The organism is Bacillus sp. LB7 (assembly GCF_030449715.1).
Classification (GTDB): Bacteria; Bacillota; Bacilli; order Bacillales; family Bacillaceae; genus Bacillus; species Bacillus paralicheniformis.
In genome coordinates, this window is sequence record NZ_JASGCA010000015.1 from 17,439 (window position 1) to 36,974 (window position 19,536).

The 19,536-nt window shown below is 48.7% G+C and carries 18 protein-coding genes; 4 read left to right on the forward strand and 14 right to left on the reverse strand.

From position 1 onward, the window contains the following. Positions 1–254: 254 nt before the first annotated feature. From QMZ64_RS17370 to QMZ64_RS17390, 5 genes are all read right to left on the reverse strand, one after another. Positions 255–1,394, reverse strand: a complete 1,140-nt coding sequence (locus tag QMZ64_RS17370) for an acyl-CoA dehydrogenase (protein ID WP_265625407.1) — start codon at positions 1,392–1,394, stop codon at positions 255–257. A gap of 12 nt (positions 1,395–1,406) precedes the next feature. Continuing rightward, positions 1,407–2,537: an acyl-CoA dehydrogenase family protein gene (locus QMZ64_RS17375; protein WP_265625406.1), complete on the reverse strand. Its 1,131-nt coding sequence runs from the start codon at positions 2,535–2,537 to the stop codon at positions 1,407–1,409. 12 nt (positions 2,538–2,549) lie between these two features. Beyond that, on the reverse strand, positions 2,550–3,413 hold the full coding sequence (locus QMZ64_RS17380; RefSeq protein WP_265625405.1) for a 3-hydroxybutyryl-CoA dehydrogenase: 864 nt from the start codon (positions 3,411–3,413) through the stop codon (positions 2,550–2,552). A gap of 15 nt (positions 3,414–3,428) precedes the next feature. Continuing rightward, the gene (locus QMZ64_RS17385) at positions 3,429–4,607 is read right to left on the reverse strand and encodes an acetyl-CoA C-acetyltransferase (protein WP_265625404.1); all 1,179 of its coding nucleotides are present in this window, start codon (positions 4,605–4,607) and stop codon (positions 3,429–3,431) included. Between the two features lie 96 nt (positions 4,608–4,703). Next, positions 4,704–6,818 (reverse strand): (Fe-S)-binding protein, encoded by a 2,115-nt coding sequence (locus tag QMZ64_RS17390; protein WP_265625403.1) that lies wholly within the window; start codon positions 6,816–6,818, stop codon positions 4,704–4,706. Between the two features lie 161 nt (positions 6,819–6,979). Here QMZ64_RS17390 and cls point away from each other — a divergent pair, with 161 nt between their 5' ends. Beyond that, complete coding sequence (cls, locus tag QMZ64_RS17395) at positions 6,980–8,158, forward strand: cardiolipin synthase (RefSeq protein ID WP_326147761.1); 1,179 nt, start codon at positions 6,980–6,982, stop codon at positions 8,156–8,158. Between the two features lie 65 nt (positions 8,159–8,223). Beyond that, complete coding sequence (locus QMZ64_RS17400; protein WP_023857054.1) at positions 8,224–8,490, forward strand: hypothetical protein; 267 nt, start codon at positions 8,224–8,226, stop codon at positions 8,488–8,490. 86 nt (positions 8,491–8,576) lie between these two features. On the opposite strand, the gene argS is transcribed toward QMZ64_RS17400, so the two are convergent. From argS to speE, 4 genes are all read right to left on the reverse strand, one after another. Beyond that, a complete protein-coding gene (gene argS, locus QMZ64_RS17405; protein ID WP_265625401.1) occupies positions 8,577–10,247 on the reverse strand; it encodes an arginine--tRNA ligase in 1,671 nt (556 codons plus the stop codon). Beyond that, a complete protein-coding gene (locus QMZ64_RS17410) occupies positions 10,244–10,672 on the reverse strand; it encodes a YwiB family protein (RefSeq protein ID WP_075751576.1) in 429 nt (142 codons plus the stop codon). The genes argS and QMZ64_RS17410 overlap by 4 nt, the downstream gene beginning before the upstream one ends. Before the next feature lie 155 nt (positions 10,673–10,827). After that, positions 10,828–11,700, reverse strand: a complete 873-nt coding sequence (speB, locus tag QMZ64_RS17415; protein WP_059230843.1) for an agmatinase — start codon at positions 11,698–11,700, stop codon at positions 10,828–10,830. Between the two features lie 54 nt (positions 11,701–11,754). Next, a complete protein-coding gene (gene speE / locus QMZ64_RS17420) occupies positions 11,755–12,585 on the reverse strand; it encodes a spermidine synthase (RefSeq protein WP_075751577.1) in 831 nt (276 codons plus the stop codon). 360 nt (positions 12,586–12,945) lie between these two features. Between speE and QMZ64_RS17425 the strand changes: the two genes are divergently transcribed. Then, positions 12,946–15,018 carry a transglycosylase domain-containing protein gene (locus QMZ64_RS17425; protein WP_301441494.1) on the forward strand — a complete coding sequence of 691 codons (2,073 nt, stop codon included), beginning with the start codon at positions 12,946–12,948 and terminating at the stop codon, positions 15,016–15,018. Between the two features lie 59 nt (positions 15,019–15,077). Here the strand turns inward: QMZ64_RS17425 and QMZ64_RS17430 are convergent, their stop codons facing one another. Further along, positions 15,078–15,593, reverse strand: a complete 516-nt coding sequence (locus QMZ64_RS17430) for a YwhD family protein (protein ID WP_020453305.1) — start codon at positions 15,591–15,593, stop codon at positions 15,078–15,080. A gap of 12 nt (positions 15,594–15,605) precedes the next feature. Next, positions 15,606–16,289 carry a site-2 protease family protein gene (locus QMZ64_RS17435; RefSeq protein ID WP_301441499.1) on the reverse strand — a complete coding sequence of 228 codons (684 nt, stop codon included), beginning with the start codon at positions 16,287–16,289 and terminating at the stop codon, positions 15,606–15,608. An 86-nt stretch (positions 16,290–16,375) separates the two neighbouring features. Here QMZ64_RS17435 and QMZ64_RS17440 point away from each other — a divergent pair, with 86 nt between their 5' ends. Beyond that, positions 16,376–16,561 carry a 2-hydroxymuconate tautomerase gene (locus QMZ64_RS17440; protein ID WP_020453307.1) on the forward strand — a complete coding sequence of 62 codons (186 nt, stop codon included), beginning with the start codon at positions 16,376–16,378 and terminating at the stop codon, positions 16,559–16,561. Between the two features lie 42 nt (positions 16,562–16,603). Here the strand turns inward: QMZ64_RS17440 and QMZ64_RS17445 are convergent, their stop codons facing one another. The 3 genes from QMZ64_RS17445 to QMZ64_RS17455 all read right to left on the reverse strand — a co-directional run bounded on the left by QMZ64_RS17445 (position 16,604) and on the right by QMZ64_RS17455 (position 19,427). Next, positions 16,604–17,410 carry a zinc-dependent metalloprotease gene (locus tag QMZ64_RS17445; protein ID WP_265625398.1) on the reverse strand — a complete coding sequence of 269 codons (807 nt, stop codon included), beginning with the start codon at positions 17,408–17,410 and terminating at the stop codon, positions 16,604–16,606. A gap of 184 nt (positions 17,411–17,594) precedes the next feature. Then, entirely contained in the window at positions 17,595–18,098 is a 504-nt protein-coding gene (locus tag QMZ64_RS17450; protein WP_152846227.1) for a YwgA family protein, read from the reverse strand. Positions 18,099–18,128: 30 nt separating this feature from the next. Then, positions 18,129–19,427 carry an HD domain-containing protein gene (locus tag QMZ64_RS17455; RefSeq protein WP_243941693.1) on the reverse strand — a complete coding sequence of 433 codons (1,299 nt, stop codon included), beginning with the start codon at positions 19,425–19,427 and terminating at the stop codon, positions 18,129–18,131. Between the last annotated feature and the right edge of the window lie 109 nt (positions 19,428–19,536).

The following is a 19,536-nucleotide window of genomic DNA, read 5'->3' on the forward strand; positions in this document are numbered from 1 at the left end:
CATAGAAAATAAGCATGTAATCCCTGTCTTTACGACAAACCATACCTCTCATTATAAACAAAAGAAATCACTTTATGCCACCTTTATTCCCGTTAATTCAATAATTTTTACCTGTTGCATTGGAAATCGGCGGCAAGCGGGATTGAAACATAGAACAGCCGGGAGCGTCCGGCCCCTTGAAAACGAAAAAAACTGCGTCGGCGGCCTGTCCGCCGGCAGCAGCCCAAACCGTGCCAGACGGCTGTTTTCCACCCTTATTTCATCAGCATTCTCGAAATGACGAGCTTTTGAATTTCCTGCGTTCCTTCATAGATTTGTGTGATTTTTGCATCGCGCATAAAGCGCTCGACCGGATAATCCTTTGTGTAGCCGTATCCGCCGAATATTTGCACGGCCTCCGTCGTCACTTTCATAGCCGTATCCCCTGCGTATAGCTTTGACATGGCGGAAGCTTTTCCATAAGGCAGCCCCTCTGATTCCAGCCATGCCGCCTGGTAGGTTAAAAGCCTTGAAGCTTCAATCTCCGTCGCCATATCAGCCAGTTTAAAAGCGATGCCCTGCTGCTCGGCGATCGGCCTGCCGAATTGCTTCCGCTCTTTCGCATACGCCTTCGCCGCCTCAAATGCACCCTGGGCAATCCCGACGGCTTGAGCGGCAATTCCGTTTCTGCCTCCATCAAGCGTCTGCATTGCGATTTTAAAGCCTTCACCTTCCCCGCCAAGGCGGTTTTTTAAAGGCACGCGGCAGTCCTGAAAGATAATTTCGGTTGTCGGCGATGAACGGATGCCCAGTTTCCTTTCTTTTTTCCCGACAGAAAAACCGGGAAAATCCTTTTCAACGATAAAAGCGGTTGTGCCTTTGTGCTTCTGTTCCGGCGCAAGGTTGGCAAACACGATGTAGATGTCTGCAATTCCGCCGTTTGTGATAAAGATCTTCGTTCCGTTTAAAATATACTCATCACCATTTCTGACCGCGGTCGTTTTCATGCCGCCGGCATCAGAGCCTGAACCGGGCTCCGTCAATCCGTAGGCGCCTATCTTTTCACCGCGGGCCATCGGCTTTAAGTATTCCTGCTTCTGTTCTTCCGTTCCGAATGCATAAATCGGCCAGCCCGCAAGCGAAGTATGGGCTGACAAGGTGACGCCCGTTGAGGCGCAGACTTTGGAAAGCTCTTCAACCGCGATGACATAGGCGAGATAGTCGCTGCCGATCCCCCCGTATTCTTCAGGCCACGGTATTCCCGTCAGCCCCAATTCCGCCATTTTGGAATATAGTTCTATGTCAAACCGCTCTTCCTCATCCCGCTCCTTTGCAGTCGGCTCCACCTCTTGACGGGCAAAGTCGCGCACCATCTTCTGTATCATTTGGTGCTCTTCACTCAGCTTAAAGATCATTCTTTTCCCCCCTTATAAATGCTTACCGATGACGATCCGCTGGATCTCGCTCGTGCCCTCATAAATTTCACACACTTTCGCATCCCTGAAATATCGTTCAGCGCTGAAATCCTTTGTATATCCGAAGTCTCCGAGCAGCTGCACGGCCTCTCCGGCGACATACATCGCCGTTTCCGAAGCGAACAGTTTTGCCATTGAAGCAGCCTTTCCCGTCTGAACGCCTTGCTGTTTCAATGAAGCGGCCTGATAGACGAGAAGCCTGGCCGCCTCTGTCCTCGCCGCCATGTCGGCCAGCTTAAAGGCAAGCCCTTGCCCGTTCTTATACAGCTCTCCGTCCGGATACCGTTTTTTCAGGAATTGGACGGCTTCAGAAAGCGCTCCTTCGGCGATGCCCAGAGCCTGCGCCGCAATTCCGATCCGCCCGGTATCCAGATTGGAAAGGGCCATTTTGAATCCTTTTCCTTCCTTCCCCAGCAGCTGCCGGGCGGGAATGACAGCGTTATCAAAATTTAAAGTGTCCGTCAGCGAACCGTGAAGCCCCATTTTCTCTTCATTTTTCCCGATAAAAAAGCCCGGCGTGCCCTTCTCCACGATAAAAGCCGAAATGCCTCCCGTTCCCGCTTTCGGATCGGTTGAAGCAAAAACAAGATAAATGTCCGCGGCACCGCCGTTTGTGATAAAAACTTTCGTTCCGTTCAGCACATAGGTATCGCCGCGCTTTTCGGCCCTGGTTTTTAGACTGCCCGCATCGGAACCGGCACTCGGTTCGGTTAAACAAAAAGCTCCCAAGTACTGCCCTGCTGCCAGCTTTTTAACATAGTGCTCTTTTTGCCGCTCATTTCCGTATAAAAGAATGGGAATGGTGACAATTGACGTGTGTACAGATAGAACCGCGCCAAGAACGGCGCTTTTCTTTGACAGCTCATGGATGGTCATCATATAGGTGATAAAGTCATGACCGGCTCCGCTGTACTTAGCCGGTATCGGAATCCCCATCCAGCCGCGCTCCGCCATTTTCTTCAAAAGAGAGGTTGGAAAACGCCCTTTCTCCATTTCAGGTACAAAAGGAGCGACCTCCTGTTTAACAAATTGCCTGACAATCTTCTGCATGCGGGTCTGCTCTTCTGTAAACTGAAAATTCAAGGTCACCCCTCCTTATGTCGGCTGCTTTTCGTACGTGTAAAACCCTCTGCCCGTTTTCTTTCCGAGACGTCCTGCGCTGACATATTGTTTAAGGAGCGGACATGGCCGGTATTTATCATCGCCAAAGCCTTCATGCAGCGTCTCCATAATATACAGACACGTATCCAGACCGATCAGATCAGCGAGAGCCAGCGGGCCCATCGGATGGTTCATGCCTAGCTTCATGATTCCGTCTATGCTTTCTTTCTCGGCGACGCCTTCATAAAGCGCAAAAACTGCCTCATTAATCATCGGCATTAAAATGCGGTTGGAGATAAATCCCGGAAAATCCCGCACCTCGATCGGAACCTTGTTCATCCGCTCCGCCGCAGCCACGACAGTTTTATATGTTTCACCGCTCGTCTCAAGCCCCCTGATGACCTCGACAAGCTGCATGACCGGAACCGGGTTCATAAAATGCATGCCGATGACATTCTGAGGTTTTTTCGTGACGGAAGCGAGTTCCGTAATCGACAATGACGATGTATTTGATGCCAATATGGCTGAGTCTTCGGTCACTTCATCAAGCCGTTTGAAAATTTCTTTTTTTACATCCATTTGCTCAACAGCCGCTTCAATGATGAGAAAAGCTTCTCGCGCTTCGTCGAGCGAAGCCGAAGGGGAAAGACGCTGGTAGATTTGCTGCACGTCACCATGCGGAAGCTTGCCTTTTTCCGCCTGTCTGACTAGCTGGCCGGAAATGCGCTTCATTCCTTTTTCAATTTGGTCAGGTGATACGTCATGCATGTAAACATTGTATCCGGCCTGGGCAGAGACCTGGGCGATCCCGGCTCCCATCTGGCCGGCTCCGATGACCATGATCGTGTCTTTTTTCATTTAAAATCCCCCTTTTTATACCTCGATCATCACGGCGTCTCCCTGACCGCCGCCGCTGCAAATGGCAGCAATACCTGTACCGCCGCCGCGCCGTTTTAATTCGTACATAAGCGTCAAAATGATTCTTGCCCCGCTCGCGCCGATCGGATGGCCAAGCGCAATGGCGCCGCCGTTGACATTGACCTTCTCCATGTCAAGGCCCGCGATCTTTCCGCTTGCCAAAGCTACCGCGGCGAAAGCTTCATTGATTTCAAACAGTTTGATATCAGAAAGCTCAGCTCCGGTTTTGTTAAGCAGTTCTCTGATGACAAGCCCTGAGGTTTTCGGGAAGTCTTTGGCTTCAACTGCAATGGATGTGTGCGCTTTAATGACGGCGGACGCCTTCACATTGAGTTCCTTTGCCCTGTCTTCATTCATCACGATAAGCGAACATGCCCCGTCATTTACACCCGGCGCGTTTCCCGCAGTAATTGTCCCGTCATAGTCAAAAACCGGAGCAAGCTGTGACAGCCTTTCCAATGACGTGTCGCGCCGCGGAGCTTCATCTTGATCGACCGTTAATTCGCCGCCCCGCTTTTGCGGTATACGAACCGGGACGATCTCTTCTCCGAGCGCACCTGAAGCCGCAGCCTGTACGGCCCGCATGTGGCTCCTGAGCGCCCATCGATCCTGCTCTTCCCTGGCAATCTCCAACTCTTTCGCAGCGGCATTTCCGTAGGAGCCCATATGAACGCCCGTAAATGAGCATGTCAGCCCGTCTGTGATCATCAAATCTTTAACCGCTCCGTCTCCCATTCTCAGCCCCCATCTCGCTTTTTGAAGCAAATAAGGGGCATTTGACATCGATTCCATACCTCCTGCGGCAATGACCTCCGCATCACCGGCCCGGATGATCTGATCCGCCATTGTGACGCTTCTTAAACCTGAAGCGCACACTTTATTAATCGTTTCCGTTTTGACGTCCCATGGCAGTCCCGCAAAACGCGCGGCCTGCCTCGACGGCAGCTGCCCCTGTCCGCCTTGAAGAACGGAACCCATGATGACTTCATCGACATCCTCAGGATGTACACCGGAACGTTTTAATGCTTCTTTTACGGCGATTCCGCCGAGCTCCGCTGCCGTCTTTGAGTGAAGCGCGCCCCCGAGTTTTCCAAAAGGTGTGCGCGCGCCGCCTGCAATAACCGATCTCGCCACCTGACATCCTCTCCCCTTATCATGATTTGTGATACCGATGATAAAAGAAGGCGGAGATCCGGCTCACACCTTCTTTATTCAAAACATGAAATCCGTCTATGAAGCATGTTCTTTTTGTTCTGAGCCGAATACGGCGCGTTCAAGCAGTTCCGCCACATCGTAGGTGCCGATCTGATCCTCCATTTCCTTGGCTTTTGTTCCGTCGCCGAGCATCGTCAAACAATACGGACAGCCCGAACTGATGACAGAAGGTGATGTGCTGAGCGCCTGCTCCGTTCTGGCAACGTTGATCCTTGTGCCCGTCTCTTCCTCCATCCACATGAGACCGCCCCCCGCTCCGCAGCACATTCCGTTTTCACGGCTGCGTTCCATTTCTGCTAAACGGATGCCCGGAATGGAGCGCAGAATAGCGCGCGGCGGATCGTAAACCTCATTGTAGCGGCCCAAATAGCATGAATCATGAAAGGTGACGGTTTCGTGAACCGGAAACTCAGGTTTCAGCCTTCCTTCTTCAATAAGGGCAGCGAGCATTTCTGTATGATGATACACCTCCGCTTTCAGACCAAAGTCAGGATATTCATTTTTAAAAATATTGTATGCATGCGGATCGATGGTTACAATTTTTCGAACATCATTTTTTTCGAATTCCTCAATGTTTTTTGCGGCAAGCTCCTGGAATAAAAACTCGTTGCCAAGCCGCCTCGGCGTATCGCCTGAATTTTTTTCTTTATTGCCTAAAATCGCGAACGTGACCCCGGCTTGATTGAGGAGACGCGCGAAAGCCATGGCGATCTTCTGGCTTCTCCGGTCATACGATCCCATCGACCCGACCCAAAACAGGTATTCAAAGGACTCGCCTTTTTTCTTCATTTCTTTCACTGTCGGCACCTTAACGTCGTCTCTCATGTCACGCCAGTTTTCGCGTTCTTTTCTGTTTAATCCCCAAGGGTTGCCCTGTCTTTCAATGCTCGTCATGGCGCGCTGGGCATCTGCATCCATTTTTCCTTCTGTGAGCACGAGATAGCGGCGGAGATCGATGATCTTGTCGACGTGCTCATTCATGACCGGGCACTGATCTTCACAATTCCGGCACGTTGTGCATGCCCAAATTTCCTCTTCGGTGATGATGTCGCCGATTAAGCTCGGATTGTACAGCTCTGAAGCAGCCGCTTCTCTTGATCCTTCTCCCCCCGCCGCCATGGCCAGCTGGTTGCCTTTCGTATGCTGAAAGAGCGGCGCGGGAACCCAAGGCGTTTTCGATGTTACTGCTGCTCCCTTTTCTGTCAAATGGTCTCTGAGCCGCAAAATCAGATCCATTGGCGAAAGCATCTTGCCTGTTCCGGTAGCCGGGCACATATTGGTACAGCGCCCGCATTCCACGCACGCGTAAAGGTCGATCAGCTGGGATTGCCTGAATTCCTCGATCCGTCCGACGCCGAACGTTTCTTTTGTTTCATCTTCAAAATCGATTTTTTGAAGCTTTCCCGGGTTTGTCAGCCGGCTGAAAAATACGTTTGCCGGTCCAGCAATTAAGTGGGCGTGCTTTGACTGCGGCACATAGACTAAAAATGTCAGTAAGATGAGAAGATGCGCCCACCATGCCGCATAGAACACTGCCGCTGAGGCGGTTTCTCCCATGAAGCCGAGGACAAAAGCGATGCCTGATGCCATCGGTTCGTGCCATGATAATGAATGTTCATGCCAGATCATGTTCATACCGTTTCCGAGTAAAACGGTAAACATCAAGCCGCCGATCAGCATGAGTACGATCCCCGACTTAAAATTACGCTTCAGTCTGACGAGTTTTTCAATATAGCGCCTGTGAAAGGCCCAGACTACCGCAATTAAAATCATCAGCGTGACGATTTCCTGAAAAAACGTAAACGCCGGGTAGACGCCGCCAAGCGGAAGTCCTTGATCGGGAACGAGCCCTTTCAAAATAAAATCGATCGCTCCGAACTGAACGAGAATAAAGCCGTAAAAAAACATGACGTGGATAATGCCGCTTTTTTTATCTTTAAGCAGTTTCTTTTGGCCGAACACGTTCTCCCATATCTTTTGAAGGCGCTCCTTCATCCGCTTATCAAAATCCTCTTTTTGTCCGAGCCTGATGTAACTGATTCTCGTTCGGATCAAGTAGACAAACAGATAAACGGCGTAAGCGGTTACACCTAAAAACGCAATGAAATTCAACCACAATAAGACATTCATCAGCTGCTCCCCCTTTCATTTTCCCAACCTTAAATCCCCTTGAACTACCTTTATCTTAAATAATGAATGAGTGTTCAGTCAATATATTTTCATAAATGCAGGAAATTAGGGGGACACTATTCTTTACACGAAAAAAGGGAGTGTCTTCATTGGTGCCGCTTATGATTATGGTATGTTTTCTCATCCTGCTTCTTGCGCTCGATTTCCGTTTCGGCCGCAAAGCCTTTGAGAAGAAAGCCTACGAACCCGTTTTTTCAGAGAAGAAAAGCGATATTGAACTGATTCATAATGGAGAAGACTTGTGTGAGCGGCTGATGGATGACATCCGCCAGGCCGAATCGTCGGTGCATGTCATGTTTTATATTGTAAAGAACGATGACATCAGTCTTGAATTTTTGAAGGTGCTGAAGGATAGAGCGAAAGCCGGCGTATGCGTCCGCTTGCTGATCGACCGGATCGGCGCGATGAAGGTAAAGAAAAAAACGCTGTCAGGCTTGAAACAAAGCGGAGCACACGTTTTTTTTGTCAACAAGCCGGGCTTCCCTTATTTCTTTTATCGGCTGAATGCAAGAAATCACCGGAAAATCGCCGTCATAGACGGAAAGATCGGCTATGTGGGCGGATTTAACATTGCGAAAGAATACCTTGGTAAAAAAGCGGAATTCGGACCGTGGAAGGATTACCATTTGCGAATGACGGGGGAAGGTGTTGCCGACTTGCAGCACATTTTTTTATCGGACTTCAAAAGAGAAGCGCCGCAGGCACAGCCGGACAGCGGCGTGTTTCCGCCGCTCCATCAAGGAGCTGTCACCCATTCGATGCATGCGACAAAGGGATTTTCTCTGGAGGAAAAATATATTTCATTTATTGAACAGGCAAAAGAAAGAATCATGATTTGCACGCCGTACTATATTCCGAGTCCGGCTTTGCAGCAAGCTGTTCTTTCAGCCAGGGAAAGAGGCGTGATCGTCTCGGTTCTCGTGCCGATGAAAGCCGACCATCCGCTTGTCAAAGAGGCCGCCTACACGAACTTTCCCGCACTTTTGGAAGCGGGTTGCTATATTTACCGGTACTACAGAGGCTTTTATCATGCAAAAGCATTGATCGTCGACGACCGGCATGTGATGATCGGAACATCGAATTTTGACAACCGAAGCTTGTTTTTCAATGATGAAGTGAATGTCGTCATCCATGATAAAGACTGGGCAAAACAATTCTTTGACGTCGTCAAGGAAAGCATTGAACACGCCGAGCTTCTGACAAAGGAGCGGTATGCGAAGCGGCCGGTGATGCAGCGGCCCGTCGAATGGCTGGCGAAATCGATTTCATACTTTTTATGATTTATCCTGTATAACATGCGGGTAACATTTCAACAAAGTGATGATTACATACGGAGGGATATATGATGAACCAAGCAGAGTCTATTAAGCTCCGCGCACAATCGATGACGTTAAAAAACTTGATTGAGCTGTACAGACTTTGCCGCTCAGCCAGACATCAGCTTTATATATGCTCAAGAAAAACGATGTGCAAAATTAAAGATTTAATTGAGCTGGAAATGTTCAGAATGGCCAATCGCGAAAATGAGTGCCTGATTGTCATCGAAGGAAAGATGGCGCAGGAGTTAGTAAGAAAAGCACAATCGATTCTTTCTGACGCTCAAGTTCAATAAGGGAAGGCGGCGAGCCTTCCTTTGTGTGAGGCGCCTCCTCACCAAATCAAGAAAAAATCCCCCGTTCAAAGGACGGGGGATTCGTTTTACATTTTTTCAGGAGCTGATACGCCGATCAGCTTGAGTGCATTATTTAATGTGATTTGTGTTGCCTTCATCAATGATAAACGCGCCCGGCTTTTTTCTTCATCGGCGGGATCGAGAACTTTCTCAGCATTGTAAAAGCTGTGGAGCACAGATGCCAATTCAAAAATATAGTTTGTAATGCGGTGCGGAATCCGCTTCTCTGCGGCATCGGCAACAGCCTCAGGGAACGAGCCGATCACTTTAAGCAGATCATACTCTTTTTCAGAAGCGATTTTCGTCAGATCAAGGTTCCCTTCAAATGAAATACCTTTTTCTTCGCCTTGTCGCAGCATGCTGCAAATTCTCGCATGAGCGTACTGCGCGTAGTAAACCGGGTTTTCATTCGATGTGGAGACAGCCAGATCCAGGTCAAAGTCCATGTGCGTATCGGCGCTGCGCATTGCAAAGAAGTAACGCACCGCGTCAAGGCCGACCTCATCAATGAGATCGCGCATCGTCACAGCTTTTCCGGTTCTTTTGCTCATTTTCATTTTTTCGCCGTTCTTGTAGAGGTGGACGAGCTGGATGATCTCGACCTCAAGCGTTTCTTTGTCATAACCGAGCGCTTCAATGGCCGCTTTCATGCGCGGGATATAGCCGTGATGGTCCGCTCCCCATACGTTGATCAGCTTTTGGAAGCCGCGGTCAAGCTTGTCTTTGTGATAAGCGATGTCAGGCAGAAGATACGTGTAGGACCCGTCTTTTTTAATCAGGACGCGGTCTTTGTCATCGCCGAACGCTGTCGAGCGGAACCATGTCGCTCCGTCTTCTTCATAGATGTGCCCTTTTTCGCGAAGGGCTGCGAGCGCCTGATCGATCTTTCCGTTTTGGTAAAGCGATGTCTCTGAGTACCAGACATCAAATGGGACACGGAAATTCTCGAGGTCTTCACGAAGTTTGCCCAATTCGTACTTTAAGCCGTATTCGCGGAAAAACGCGAGGCGTTCGCTCTCTTCTTCATGAACAAAACGGTCGCCGAATTCATCGGCGAGCTTTCGGCCGATTTCCTTAATATCTTCGCCGTGATATCCGTCTTCAGGCATCGGCTTGTCGTTTCCAAGCGCCTGAAAGTAACGGGTCTCGACGGATAATGCGAGGTTGTTGATTTGATTGCCGGCATCGTTGATATAATATTCGCGGCTCACTTCATACCCCGCTTTTTCAAGTACATTGCAGAGGGAATCTCCGACAGCGGCTCCGCGGGCATGTCCAAGATGCAGGTTGCCCGTCGGGTTTGCTGAGACGAATTCCACCTGAACGCGTTCTCCGCCTCCGATATTTGTTTCACCGTAGGCCTCTCCTGCTTCAAGTACAGCCGGAATGAGCTTCGTTAAATATTGATTGTTCATGTAGAAATTGATAAACCCCGGTCCTGCGATATCAAGTTTGTCGATCGAAGCTTTTCCTTTGTCAAAGGATGCGACGATTTCCTCGGCAATATTCCGCGGCGCTTTTTTGGCGATTCTTGCCATCTGCATCGCCATGTTAGTGGAATAGTCGCCATGCGCCTTGTCTTTCGGGACTTCCAATACGACTTCGGGAATCTCGCTTTCTGCGGCGAGGCCGGCTTTCATGACAGCTTCTTTAATTTCCTGCTTCAGCACATCTTTCATTTGTTCGACTATGTTCATGACTCGTGTCCTCCTCTATACGAAATCGACATCATATGTAAATGCTTTTGTTCATCGCTTACAATCATATCGTACTCAACGCTGATCTTTCCGTCTGGCGGCTGCCGGGTGACTGATACGGATTTTGTATCCACGCCAAGCTCGAGCCTGCCGAAAGGCATTTTATAATGTGTGACGGTTCGGCTGCCCGGCCTGAAACGCTGTTTCATTTCAATGGCGCCGGAACGCATCACCAGAACTTCGTTTTCGCTTGCTTTGACGATCGTCTTCACCTTTCCAGCATCATGCTCTTCATGATAAGAAAGATATATTTTATCTTTTTTCATATAATAAAACCCAGTTGTCCGGAACTCGATCGTTTCTGTGTCCGATCCTTCCCGGATGACAGATTTCACATGGATATTAACGGGTGTCTCCTGATCCATTCCGACACTTCCTTTTTTGATCCGATTTGACTTGATTAGTATAATCATTCGGGAAAAAAAGTTCAACCGCTGCTCCTTTATACCATCTTAACAGAACGGACGGGAAGATAAACTATTTTCTAAGAAAAAAGCCATCCCGAAAAAGGACAGCCTGTTTATTTCACCCAGCCGAGCAGCATTTCACGAATCAGCTTGCTTGCCGTATTTGCGGTTTGTTCCGAATGGTCGTAGACCGGAGCGACCTCAACAAGGTCTCCTCCAACGACGTTGACGTCTGAGCGGGCGATTTCGTGAATCGAAGCGAGCAGCTCTTTTGATGTGATGCCTCCAGCGTCAACCGTACCGGTTCCCGGCGCATGGGCGGGATCTAAGACATCGATGTCAATCGTGACATAAACCGGACGCCCGGCGAGTTTCGGCAGGACGGCTTTAAGCGGCTCAAGCACTTCAAATTTGGAAATGTGCATGCCGTTTTCGTTTGCCCATTCAAACTCTTCTTTCATACCGGAGCGGATGCCGAATGAATAGACATTGCCGGGACCGATCAGTTCCGCTGCTTTGCGGATCGGCGTCGAATGCGAGAGCGGTTCTCCTTCATAGTCGACGCGGAGATCTGTGTGTGCATCCATATGGATGATGGCAAGATCGGGATATTTTTTGTACATCGCTTTAATGACCGGCCATGAAACGAGGTGTTCTCCCCCCATTCCGAGCGGGAATTTTCCTTTTTCTAAAATGCTGTCAACATATTCTTCAATCATGTCGAGGCTCTTCTGCGGGTTCCCGAAAGGCAGCGGGATGTCGCCGGCGTCAAAGAAATGAACCTCGTCCAGCTCCCTGTCCAAATAAGGGCTGTATTCTTCAAGCCCGATGGACACCTCGCGGATTCTCGCCGGACCGAAGCGCGATCCGGGACGGTAGCTGACCGTCCAATCCATCGGCATGCCGTAAAGGATGGCGTCCGCCTCTTCCCAATCGGGGCGGCTTGCAATAAACACCTTGCCGGAATATGCTTCATCAAATCTCATCTTCAAAAACCTCCCTGAAAAAAAGCGCAGAATGCCATCCTGCGCCAAACTGTTTTATTTGATTAAATCGCTGACGAATTTCGGAAGGACGAATGCCGCTTTATGAATGTCTTTTGTATAGTATTTCGTCTCAATATCAAAGAAGCGGCTGTCCTCCACTTCAAGAGGATCGTATTTTTTCGAACCGATCGTAAACGTCCACAATCCGCTTGGATATGTCGGAATGTTGGCCAAGTACAGCTTTGTGATCGGGAAGATCTCTTTTACATCGCGCTGCACGTTAGTGATCAGTTCAGGTGTAAACCAAGGGTTGTCCGTCTGAGCAACGAAAATGCCGTCTTCCTTTAGCGCATTTGCTATGCCGGCGTAAAAGCCTTTTGTAAACAAGTTGACAGCCGGCCCTACAGGCTCGGTTGAATCGACCATGATGACATCGTACTCATTTTCAGATTGTGCAATGTGCATGAAGCCGTCATCGACCTTTACTTCGACGCGCGGATCGTCAAGTTTGCCTGCAATGGAAGGCAAAAATTTCTTAGAGTATTCGATCACCTTGCCGTCGATATCGACAAGCGTCGCTTTTTTGACGCTCGGATGCTTCAAAATTTCACGGATGACGCCGCCGTCTCCGCCGCCGACCACAAGAACATGCTCAGGGTTCGGATGCGTAAACAGGGGCACATGCGCCACCATTTCGTGGTAGACAAATTCATCTTTTTCAGATGTCATGACCATGCCGTCAAGAAACAGCATGTTGCCGAATTCTTCCGTCTCGGCCATTTCGAGCTTTTGAAAGTCCGTCTGTTCTGTATGTAAAGTCTTGTTGATTTTCATCGTAATGCCGAAGTTTTTCGTTTGCTTCTCTGTATACCAAAGTCCGCTCAAAGCGTCATCTTCCTTTCATGATAAGCTGTATTTCCATCTATTTTTCTCGCCTGCGGCGGCGATTATTCTGCACTGAATCATCGGCTTTTGCCTAAGGAAAAAGTATAGAGGAATTGCAGGTGATTGTAAAGACGGATCGATTCATTTTCAGGAGTCATTCCATTCCCGGCGGCCGTTTTGGCTGAGCTTGCCACAGATGGGCGCTTCTGCCGCGGCGACCGCCAAAACTTAGGATTCCTCCGGTTGCTCTGTTAATCGGCTGCTCGAGGGTCTGCTGTTTTTTCCTTCCCGCTTGTTTAAATCCTCCTCTTTTTCCTCATAATGATAAGAACATTTATTTATGCGGGAGGAGATTTGAACATGGACATGATGACGGACAAGCGGGTCCGTTTAACCATCAAGACGATACGCGCATTTTTGTTCATGGGAGCATTGATGCTGATCTTCCTTTCAATCGTTGTCATGACGGTGGTCCTGGCGGCCAAATGGCAAGGCGCTCCTTCGATTCAGGTGCCGAGGTCTACCGTGTTGTATGACGGAAGCGGAAAGCAAATGGGGGAGACGCATTACGGGCAAAAGCGGTACTGGGTTTCGCTGAAGAACATCAATCCCGCCGTCATCGATGCCACGCTTGCCGTTGAAGACCGGAACTTCTTCCGCCACCACGGCTTCGACTATATGAGGATGGGCGGCGCCCTCATCGCCGATCTAAAGGCGATGTCCAAGGTTCAGGGAGCCAGCACCATTACACAGCAATATGCGAGAAACCTCTACCTCGGCCACGATAAAACATGGAAAAGAAAGTGGAATGAAGCTTTTTATACGATACGGCTCGAACAAAACTACACAAAGAAAGATATTTTGGAAGGCTATTTAAATACGATTTATTACGGGCATGGAGCCTACGGGATCGAAGCGGCTTCCCGGCTGTATTTTGGCAAACGGGCCAAGGATATCAATGCGGCGGAGGCCGCGATGCTTGCCGGCATTCCAAAAGGTCCTTCCGTTTATTCGCCTTTTGTTAATGAAAAAAAAGCGAAAGAACGCCAGGAAATGATCCTGACAATGATGGAGAAAGAAAACAAGCTGACGAAAAAGCAGGCGGCAGATCTGAAAAAACTGCCGCTCCGCTTTGAAAAGCAGGATAAGCAAACAACCGCTAAAACCGCTCCGTACTTTTATGACGAAGCTGTTAAAGAAATCGCGCGCTTGCTGCATTTGACACCGGAGCAAGCGGAAACCGGCGGCTACAATGTATTCACCACGCTCAACCCGCGTCTCCAAAAAATTGCCGAGGACACGATTGAACGCACGATCGATTCGTCATCAGACATTCAGGCGGGGTTTGCAGCGATCAACCCGTCCGACGGCAGCGTTCTTGCGCTTGTCGGAGGACGCGACTACGAAAAAAGCCCGTTTAACCGCGTAACCCAGGCTATGCGGCAGCCCGGCTCCACCATGAAGCCTTTCCTTTATTATTCGGCTGTTCAAAACGGTTTTACGCCGGCCACCCGGATGAGGAGCGCGGAAACGACATTTGAGCTTCGGCAAGGCAGCGCTTATTCCCCGAGCAACTATCACGGCTATTACGCAAACGGCCCAATCACTCTTCTTCAGGCCCTGGCTTTGTCTGATAATATTTACGCCGTGAAAACGCACCTTTTCCTCGGCATGGACAAACTGATTGATGCCGCAAAACAATTCGGCATCACGAGCCCGCTGCAAAAAGTGCCGTCGCTTGCGCTCGGAACATCCCCAGTGAAGCCGATTGAAATGGTGAACGGATACGCCATGTTTGCCAATGGCGGAAAAAAAATCGAACCCTCCTTTATTACGAAAATTACCGATTCGAACGGGGAGGTTCTTTACGAAAAACCGAAGCGAAGCAAACAAATCCTTGACCCAAGAGCGGCTTTTATCACGGCCGACATGATGAGCGGAATGTTCGACAAATCACTCAACGGCTATACATCTGTTACCGGGCGGACGATCGCAGATCAGCTGACGCGCCCATACGCCGGAAAATCGGGAACGACCAGCACCGACAGCTGGATGGTCGGCTTTTATCCCGGCCTTGCTTCAGGTGTGTGGACAGGATATGACAAAGAGCGCACAATCGATGCCGTCGCAGAAAAAAACTATGCCAAACAAATTTGGGCAGAATTTATGGAAAAAGCACTTAAAGACGCGCCCGCCGCAGTTTTAAAGCCGCCTGAAGGCGTAAAAGGGATGTATATTGACCCGGCTACAGGCTATGCGGCGGCGCCCAGCTGCCCGTCCAAATATTTCGCTTATTTTATCGAAGGTACTGAACCTGAGCAGGTTTGCTACGGAAAAGAAATCTATAAGGAGCAAAAAGCCGGGCGCGAAAAGCCCGCCGCTCCCCACAAGCGGAAAAAGTGGTGGGAAAAATGGTTTAAAAAAGGAGAATGAACTTTTTTAGCGGGATAGACGAACCCCCCGGACTTCACGGCGGTCCGGGGGGTTTTTTCCTATTGCTGGAGCAATCCCTTTTTCAGCTCGTCTGATGAACGGTCCCAAAGCCCTTGATCATGATTTTTCAGAAAATCGGCAAGAACACGCTTGGAACTTTCATCCATGTGCTCGACAATAATCTTCCGCTTCATCGACTTATCCATTAAATTCACGTGCTCTGGAAGCGATTTGTAGCCGCGGCGGATGCTTCTGTCCACCGTCATTTCGCAAGCCGTCACGCCCGCATAATAAGGGCCTTCTTCCCTGCGGTCGATCGTAACCCACACAAGCCAGTAAGGTTTTCCGTTCGGCACCTCTTCCTTGTTCGGCAAAAATTTGATTCCTTTTTCAACCGTGCTGCGGGCGTGCATGGCGCCGATATCAACAAACGCTTCTTTCTCTTCGACATCGACAAAGACAGGCGAGATGTTGTCAAGGCTTAAAGCGCCTGCTCCAAATCCCCCGTGCCCGTCTGTCGGATCGCTTTTAATAATGTTGAATCCGATTGTTTTTTTCTTTTTTCCTTGTTCCATCAAAAATACCTCCTACATCAGCGGCCGGAAAACGCTGTTAAATATCTCTATGATCAATTCCCGCCCTTCATTCAAAAACGGCCAGAATACATATTGGCCAAGCGGCGTAATGACGATGATCAGAAACACGATCGAGCCGTACGCTTCATATTTCGACAGCTTCGCCCGTACATCGGGGGCGACCACATCCTGTATAACCCGAAAACCGTCAAGGGGCGGGAACGGCATTAAATTAAACAGAAATAAAAGCAGGTTGAGATTCACCCAAATCGTAAAAAATTGAAGCAAGCCGCTGTAAAAACCGGAAGGCAGCGTCCCGGACAGCTTCACGGACAAAAGCAGCAATATAAAACCGATGAAAGCAAGGATCAGGTTGCTGATCGGCCCTGCGATTGACACGAGAAATCCGGCCAGCCTCGGATTTTTAAAATAAAAGCGGTTAACGGGCACCGGCTTTGCCCATCCGAATCCCAAAATAAAAATCAAAATCGTTCCAAACGGATCAAGATGCTTGAGCGGGTTGAGCGTCAGCCTGCCCTGCCGTTTGGCCGTCTCATCGCCGAATTTGTAAGCCACATACGCATGGGCGATCTCATGCACGGTGAATGCGGCAGCAAGTGTCAAAACAACATACGGAATCATTTCCAGCGGATAAATAAGAAAACGGTCTAAAATGTGGCTTTCCCTCTTTCTCATATACAAAGATTTACTATCTCCAGTATACTATAAGAGCAGCTGATGCTAAAGTAAGCAGCCATTTTTTAAAAGGAGGAGGAGAACATATGCCGTACGTAACGGTTCAAATGCTGGAAGGCCGCACAGATGACCAAAAAAGAAATCTGGTGAAAAAAGTGACCGAAGCCGTCTCCGAAACAACAGGCGCACCTGCAGAAAAAATCGCGGTCATCATTGAGGAAATGAAAAAGGAAAACTACGGTGTCGCCGGCAAACGAATGAGCGATATGTAATAAAAACGGCGTCTGCCGCTTACGTGCGGGACGCCGTTTTTATTATTTATACCAAGCTTTATTTCTTGTGATCTGGCTATTGTGAGCCGAATCCCAGACATCGACCGTGTAGGCGTAGTCGTAGTTCATAATGCAGCGGATTCCGCTTCCTTGCGCATCGTGGTTCAAGCCGAAGTTATGGGAAAATTCGTGGGTCGCCGCTTTTGCCGTGTTGGCCGTTCCCTGGTCGAGGTTTACGCTGAAGGCGCTGCCGTTCGGCTTGCTGTTGTATACGTATGCAATACCGCCGGCGTCAAAATTGCTGTTCGCCGTAAATCCGACGACAAATTTATAGCTGCGCCCGCTGAAATTGCTCTGAAGGTTTGATAGAATTTGAGAGCTGTTGCTGCCTGAAGAAGTCCAAGGCGCCACGGCTTCGACGACAAAATCAATATCGTGATCCCTGTTGAACATGACATCCGCCTGCTCAATAATTTGGACGATTCTCGTCTGCCAATCGCTGTATTTCGCGCGATACTGAGCGTCAGCCACGGCCAGGACGCTCACTTTCTGACTGCCCGTGCCTGCCTGGGTTGAAAATGTCCCTTTGCTCGTATTCTTTTTAAACGTTTTCGTTCCCGTCAAATTTCCTTTCTCATCCAATATTTTCGTATTGACCGTTCTTTCAATTTGAACTTTTCCTTTCAAGTCTTTAAAGTCTTTCGCTTTTGGCAAAGAATCGATATGAGTTCCTTTTACTTCATGGCCGTGGTCATGATCGTGCCCGTCCACCTTGGCGGCGCCTGCCGTCACACCGGGGATGAGACTGACAGAAAGTAATAGAGATAAGAATAAAGAACGCTTTTTCACTGCTAATTCCCTCCTTTTTTTGAACGAAAGAAAGATTCTTCTAGTTATCTAAAAATTCCTTCAATTCATCCCAAAAGAGGAAATATTACACGTGTTCTATTTACTGCTCCTTTCTATTTCCCCACAAAAATTCCAAAATGTTTACAAAAAAACAAAACAAAAAACCTACCGTTTTCCGGCAGGCTTATGAACAAAGGTCTCTGAGCTTTTTTATGTAAGCGACGGCTTCATCGAATTCTTCGTCCGTATACCGCTGCTTGCTTTTTACGGTAAACACTTTTTCTCTAATCTCTTCCTGCTCCAGTCCTTCAAAATACAGAATCGTCGACACCAGTTCCAAAAAGCGCGATGACTGGCCGTTCACGTCGTCTATATAGGCTTTAATATCCCGCATATCCAGCTCACACTGGCTCAAAAACTGCTTTCCCGATTCAGTGGGCGAATAGCGGTATTGATAATAGCCGCCTTTTTTTTCTTTGACTTCATGAAGAAATCCGAGATTGCAAAGTTCTTCGACTTGAAGCGTCAGCTCCTCTGAATAGGGCCCGTAAAAATGAAAATCATACTTTTCATAAAAGGGAAGCTCCAATTTCTTTGCGATATAAATGATTTTCTGCAGCTTTTTCCGCCCGACAATCTCCCCCGAATCCGAGAAGACCTTCATCAGCTTTGCATGTTCTTTTAACAAATCTCCGCCATCTCCTTCATCCTTTTCTTTCTATATCAGTCCGAGCAACTCTTTCATTCTTTTCGCATGACGGCCGTCAGGCAATCCTTCGATTAAATCGAGCGGGAAATACAGCTTATGGTCCGTTCTCCGCTTGCCTGATATCGCATCGACAATATCGGACTGCCGCGACAGCTCCTTAATCTGGCCGTTGTGCGTCAGCAATTGAATCGGGAGGCGCTCCTCTTCTTCCCCCGGTCTGTAGAAATCATAAGGAAGGTCTGAGGACGAATCCACCACAAGATAATAATCGGGATCAATCCCTGATTCTTTAAACAAGGCGGTCAGTTCAAAGTAAGTCGCCATTTCCTCATTCGGATTGAATTCCGCATACTGGAACAGCCTGCGGTTGATAAAACGGCGGCATAAATCAGACAAAACTTCATCCTCTTCTTTTTCCCAGGCCTGAAAATAATAAAGAATGATTGCTTCGTCAAGGCTCAAATAATCTTCCAATGTGACATTGCCTTCAAAAATAGAATAAAAATGCACGGGCGCATGCGTGAAAACATAGCCTTCGTCATGAAGCTGCTTTGCACGGTGAAGAATCTTCGTCAAAATCACTTCCGCGCTTCTTGTCACAGGATGGAAATAGACCTGCCAGTACATCTGGTACCGGCTCATAATATAATCCTCAACAGCATGCATTCCGCTTTGCTTAATCACGATTTGGTCTTCGCGCGGCCGCATCACGCGGAGAATCCGCTCCATATCGAAATGGCCGTAGCTGACGCCGGTATAATAGGCGTCTCTCTGAAGATAGTCCATGCGGTCAGCGTCAATCTGGCTTGAGATCAGGCTGACGACCTGCTTGTTTTGATAGGTTTTCGCGATGACCTCAGCGACATCCTTTGCAAACGTCGGGCTCACCTTGTTTAACACTCGGTTAACTTCTGTATCGCCTAAAATAATCGCTCTCGTAAAATCTTCATGATCAAGCCGGAAGACCTTTTCAAACGAATGGGAAAACGGGCCGTGCCCCAAATCGTGCAGCAATGCCGCGCAAAGGCACAGATCACGCTCGCTGTCATCCCATTCCTCCCTGCCTTTAAAAACGTCATCAACCATTCTTCTGACAATTTCATAGACGCCAAGAGAATGGTTGAAACGGCTGTGTTCGGCTCCGTGAAACGTCAAATAGGTCGTTCCAAGCTGTTTGATTCTGCGCAGCCTCTGAAATTCACGGGTTCCGATCAAGTCCCATATCAGCTTGTCCCGTACATGGACATAGCGGTGAACAGGATCTTTAAACACTTTTTCTTCTGATAATTTTCCGTTTGGATACGCCATTTTTGTCCCTCTTTTTTTCAAACGTGAGGCAAACTGATCGCTGCCCATCCGTCTCTTTTTCTTCGGAAAACTAAATGTATATTGTAAGTATTGCCCGATCTGCTTGTTT

Coding starts and splice junctions, on each gene's coding strand:
- cls (WP_326147761.1), top strand. CDS start 6,980: ATGATTATGGTATGTTTTCTCATCCTGCTTCTTGCGCTCGATTTCCGT.
- QMZ64_RS17435 (WP_301441499.1), bottom strand. CDS start 16,289: ATGAGAAAGAGGGAAAGCCACATTTTAGACCGTTTTCTTATTTATCCG.
- QMZ64_RS17390 (WP_265625403.1), bottom strand. CDS start 6,818: ATGAATGTCTTATTGTGGTTGAATTTCATTGCGTTTTTAGGTGTAACC.
- argS (WP_265625401.1), bottom strand. CDS start 10,247: ATGAACATAGTCGAACAAATGAAAGATGTGCTGAAGCAGGAAATTAAA.
- QMZ64_RS17400 (WP_023857054.1), top strand. CDS start 8,224: ATGAACCAAGCAGAGTCTATTAAGCTCCGCGCACAATCGATGACGTTA.
- QMZ64_RS17425 (WP_301441494.1), top strand. CDS start 12,946: ATGGACATGATGACGGACAAGCGGGTCCGTTTAACCATCAAGACGATA.
- QMZ64_RS17455 (WP_243941693.1), bottom strand. CDS start 19,427: ATGGCGTATCCAAACGGAAAATTATCAGAAGAAAAAGTGTTTAAAGAT.
- speB (WP_059230843.1), bottom strand. CDS start 11,700: ATGAGATTTGATGAAGCATATTCCGGCAAGGTGTTTATTGCAAGCCGC.
- QMZ64_RS17380 (WP_265625405.1), bottom strand. CDS start 3,413: ATGAAAAAAGACACGATCATGGTCATCGGAGCCGGCCAGATGGGAGCC.
- QMZ64_RS17430 (WP_020453305.1), bottom strand. CDS start 15,593: ATGGAACAAGGAAAAAAGAAAAAAACAATCGGATTCAACATTATTAAA.
- QMZ64_RS17410 (WP_075751576.1), bottom strand. CDS start 10,672: ATGGATCAGGAGACACCCGTTAATATCCATGTGAAATCTGTCATCCGG.
- QMZ64_RS17440 (WP_020453307.1), top strand. CDS start 16,376: ATGCCGTACGTAACGGTTCAAATGCTGGAAGGCCGCACAGATGACCAA.
- QMZ64_RS17370 (WP_265625407.1), bottom strand. CDS start 1,394: ATGATCTTTAAGCTGAGTGAAGAGCACCAAATGATACAGAAGATGGTG.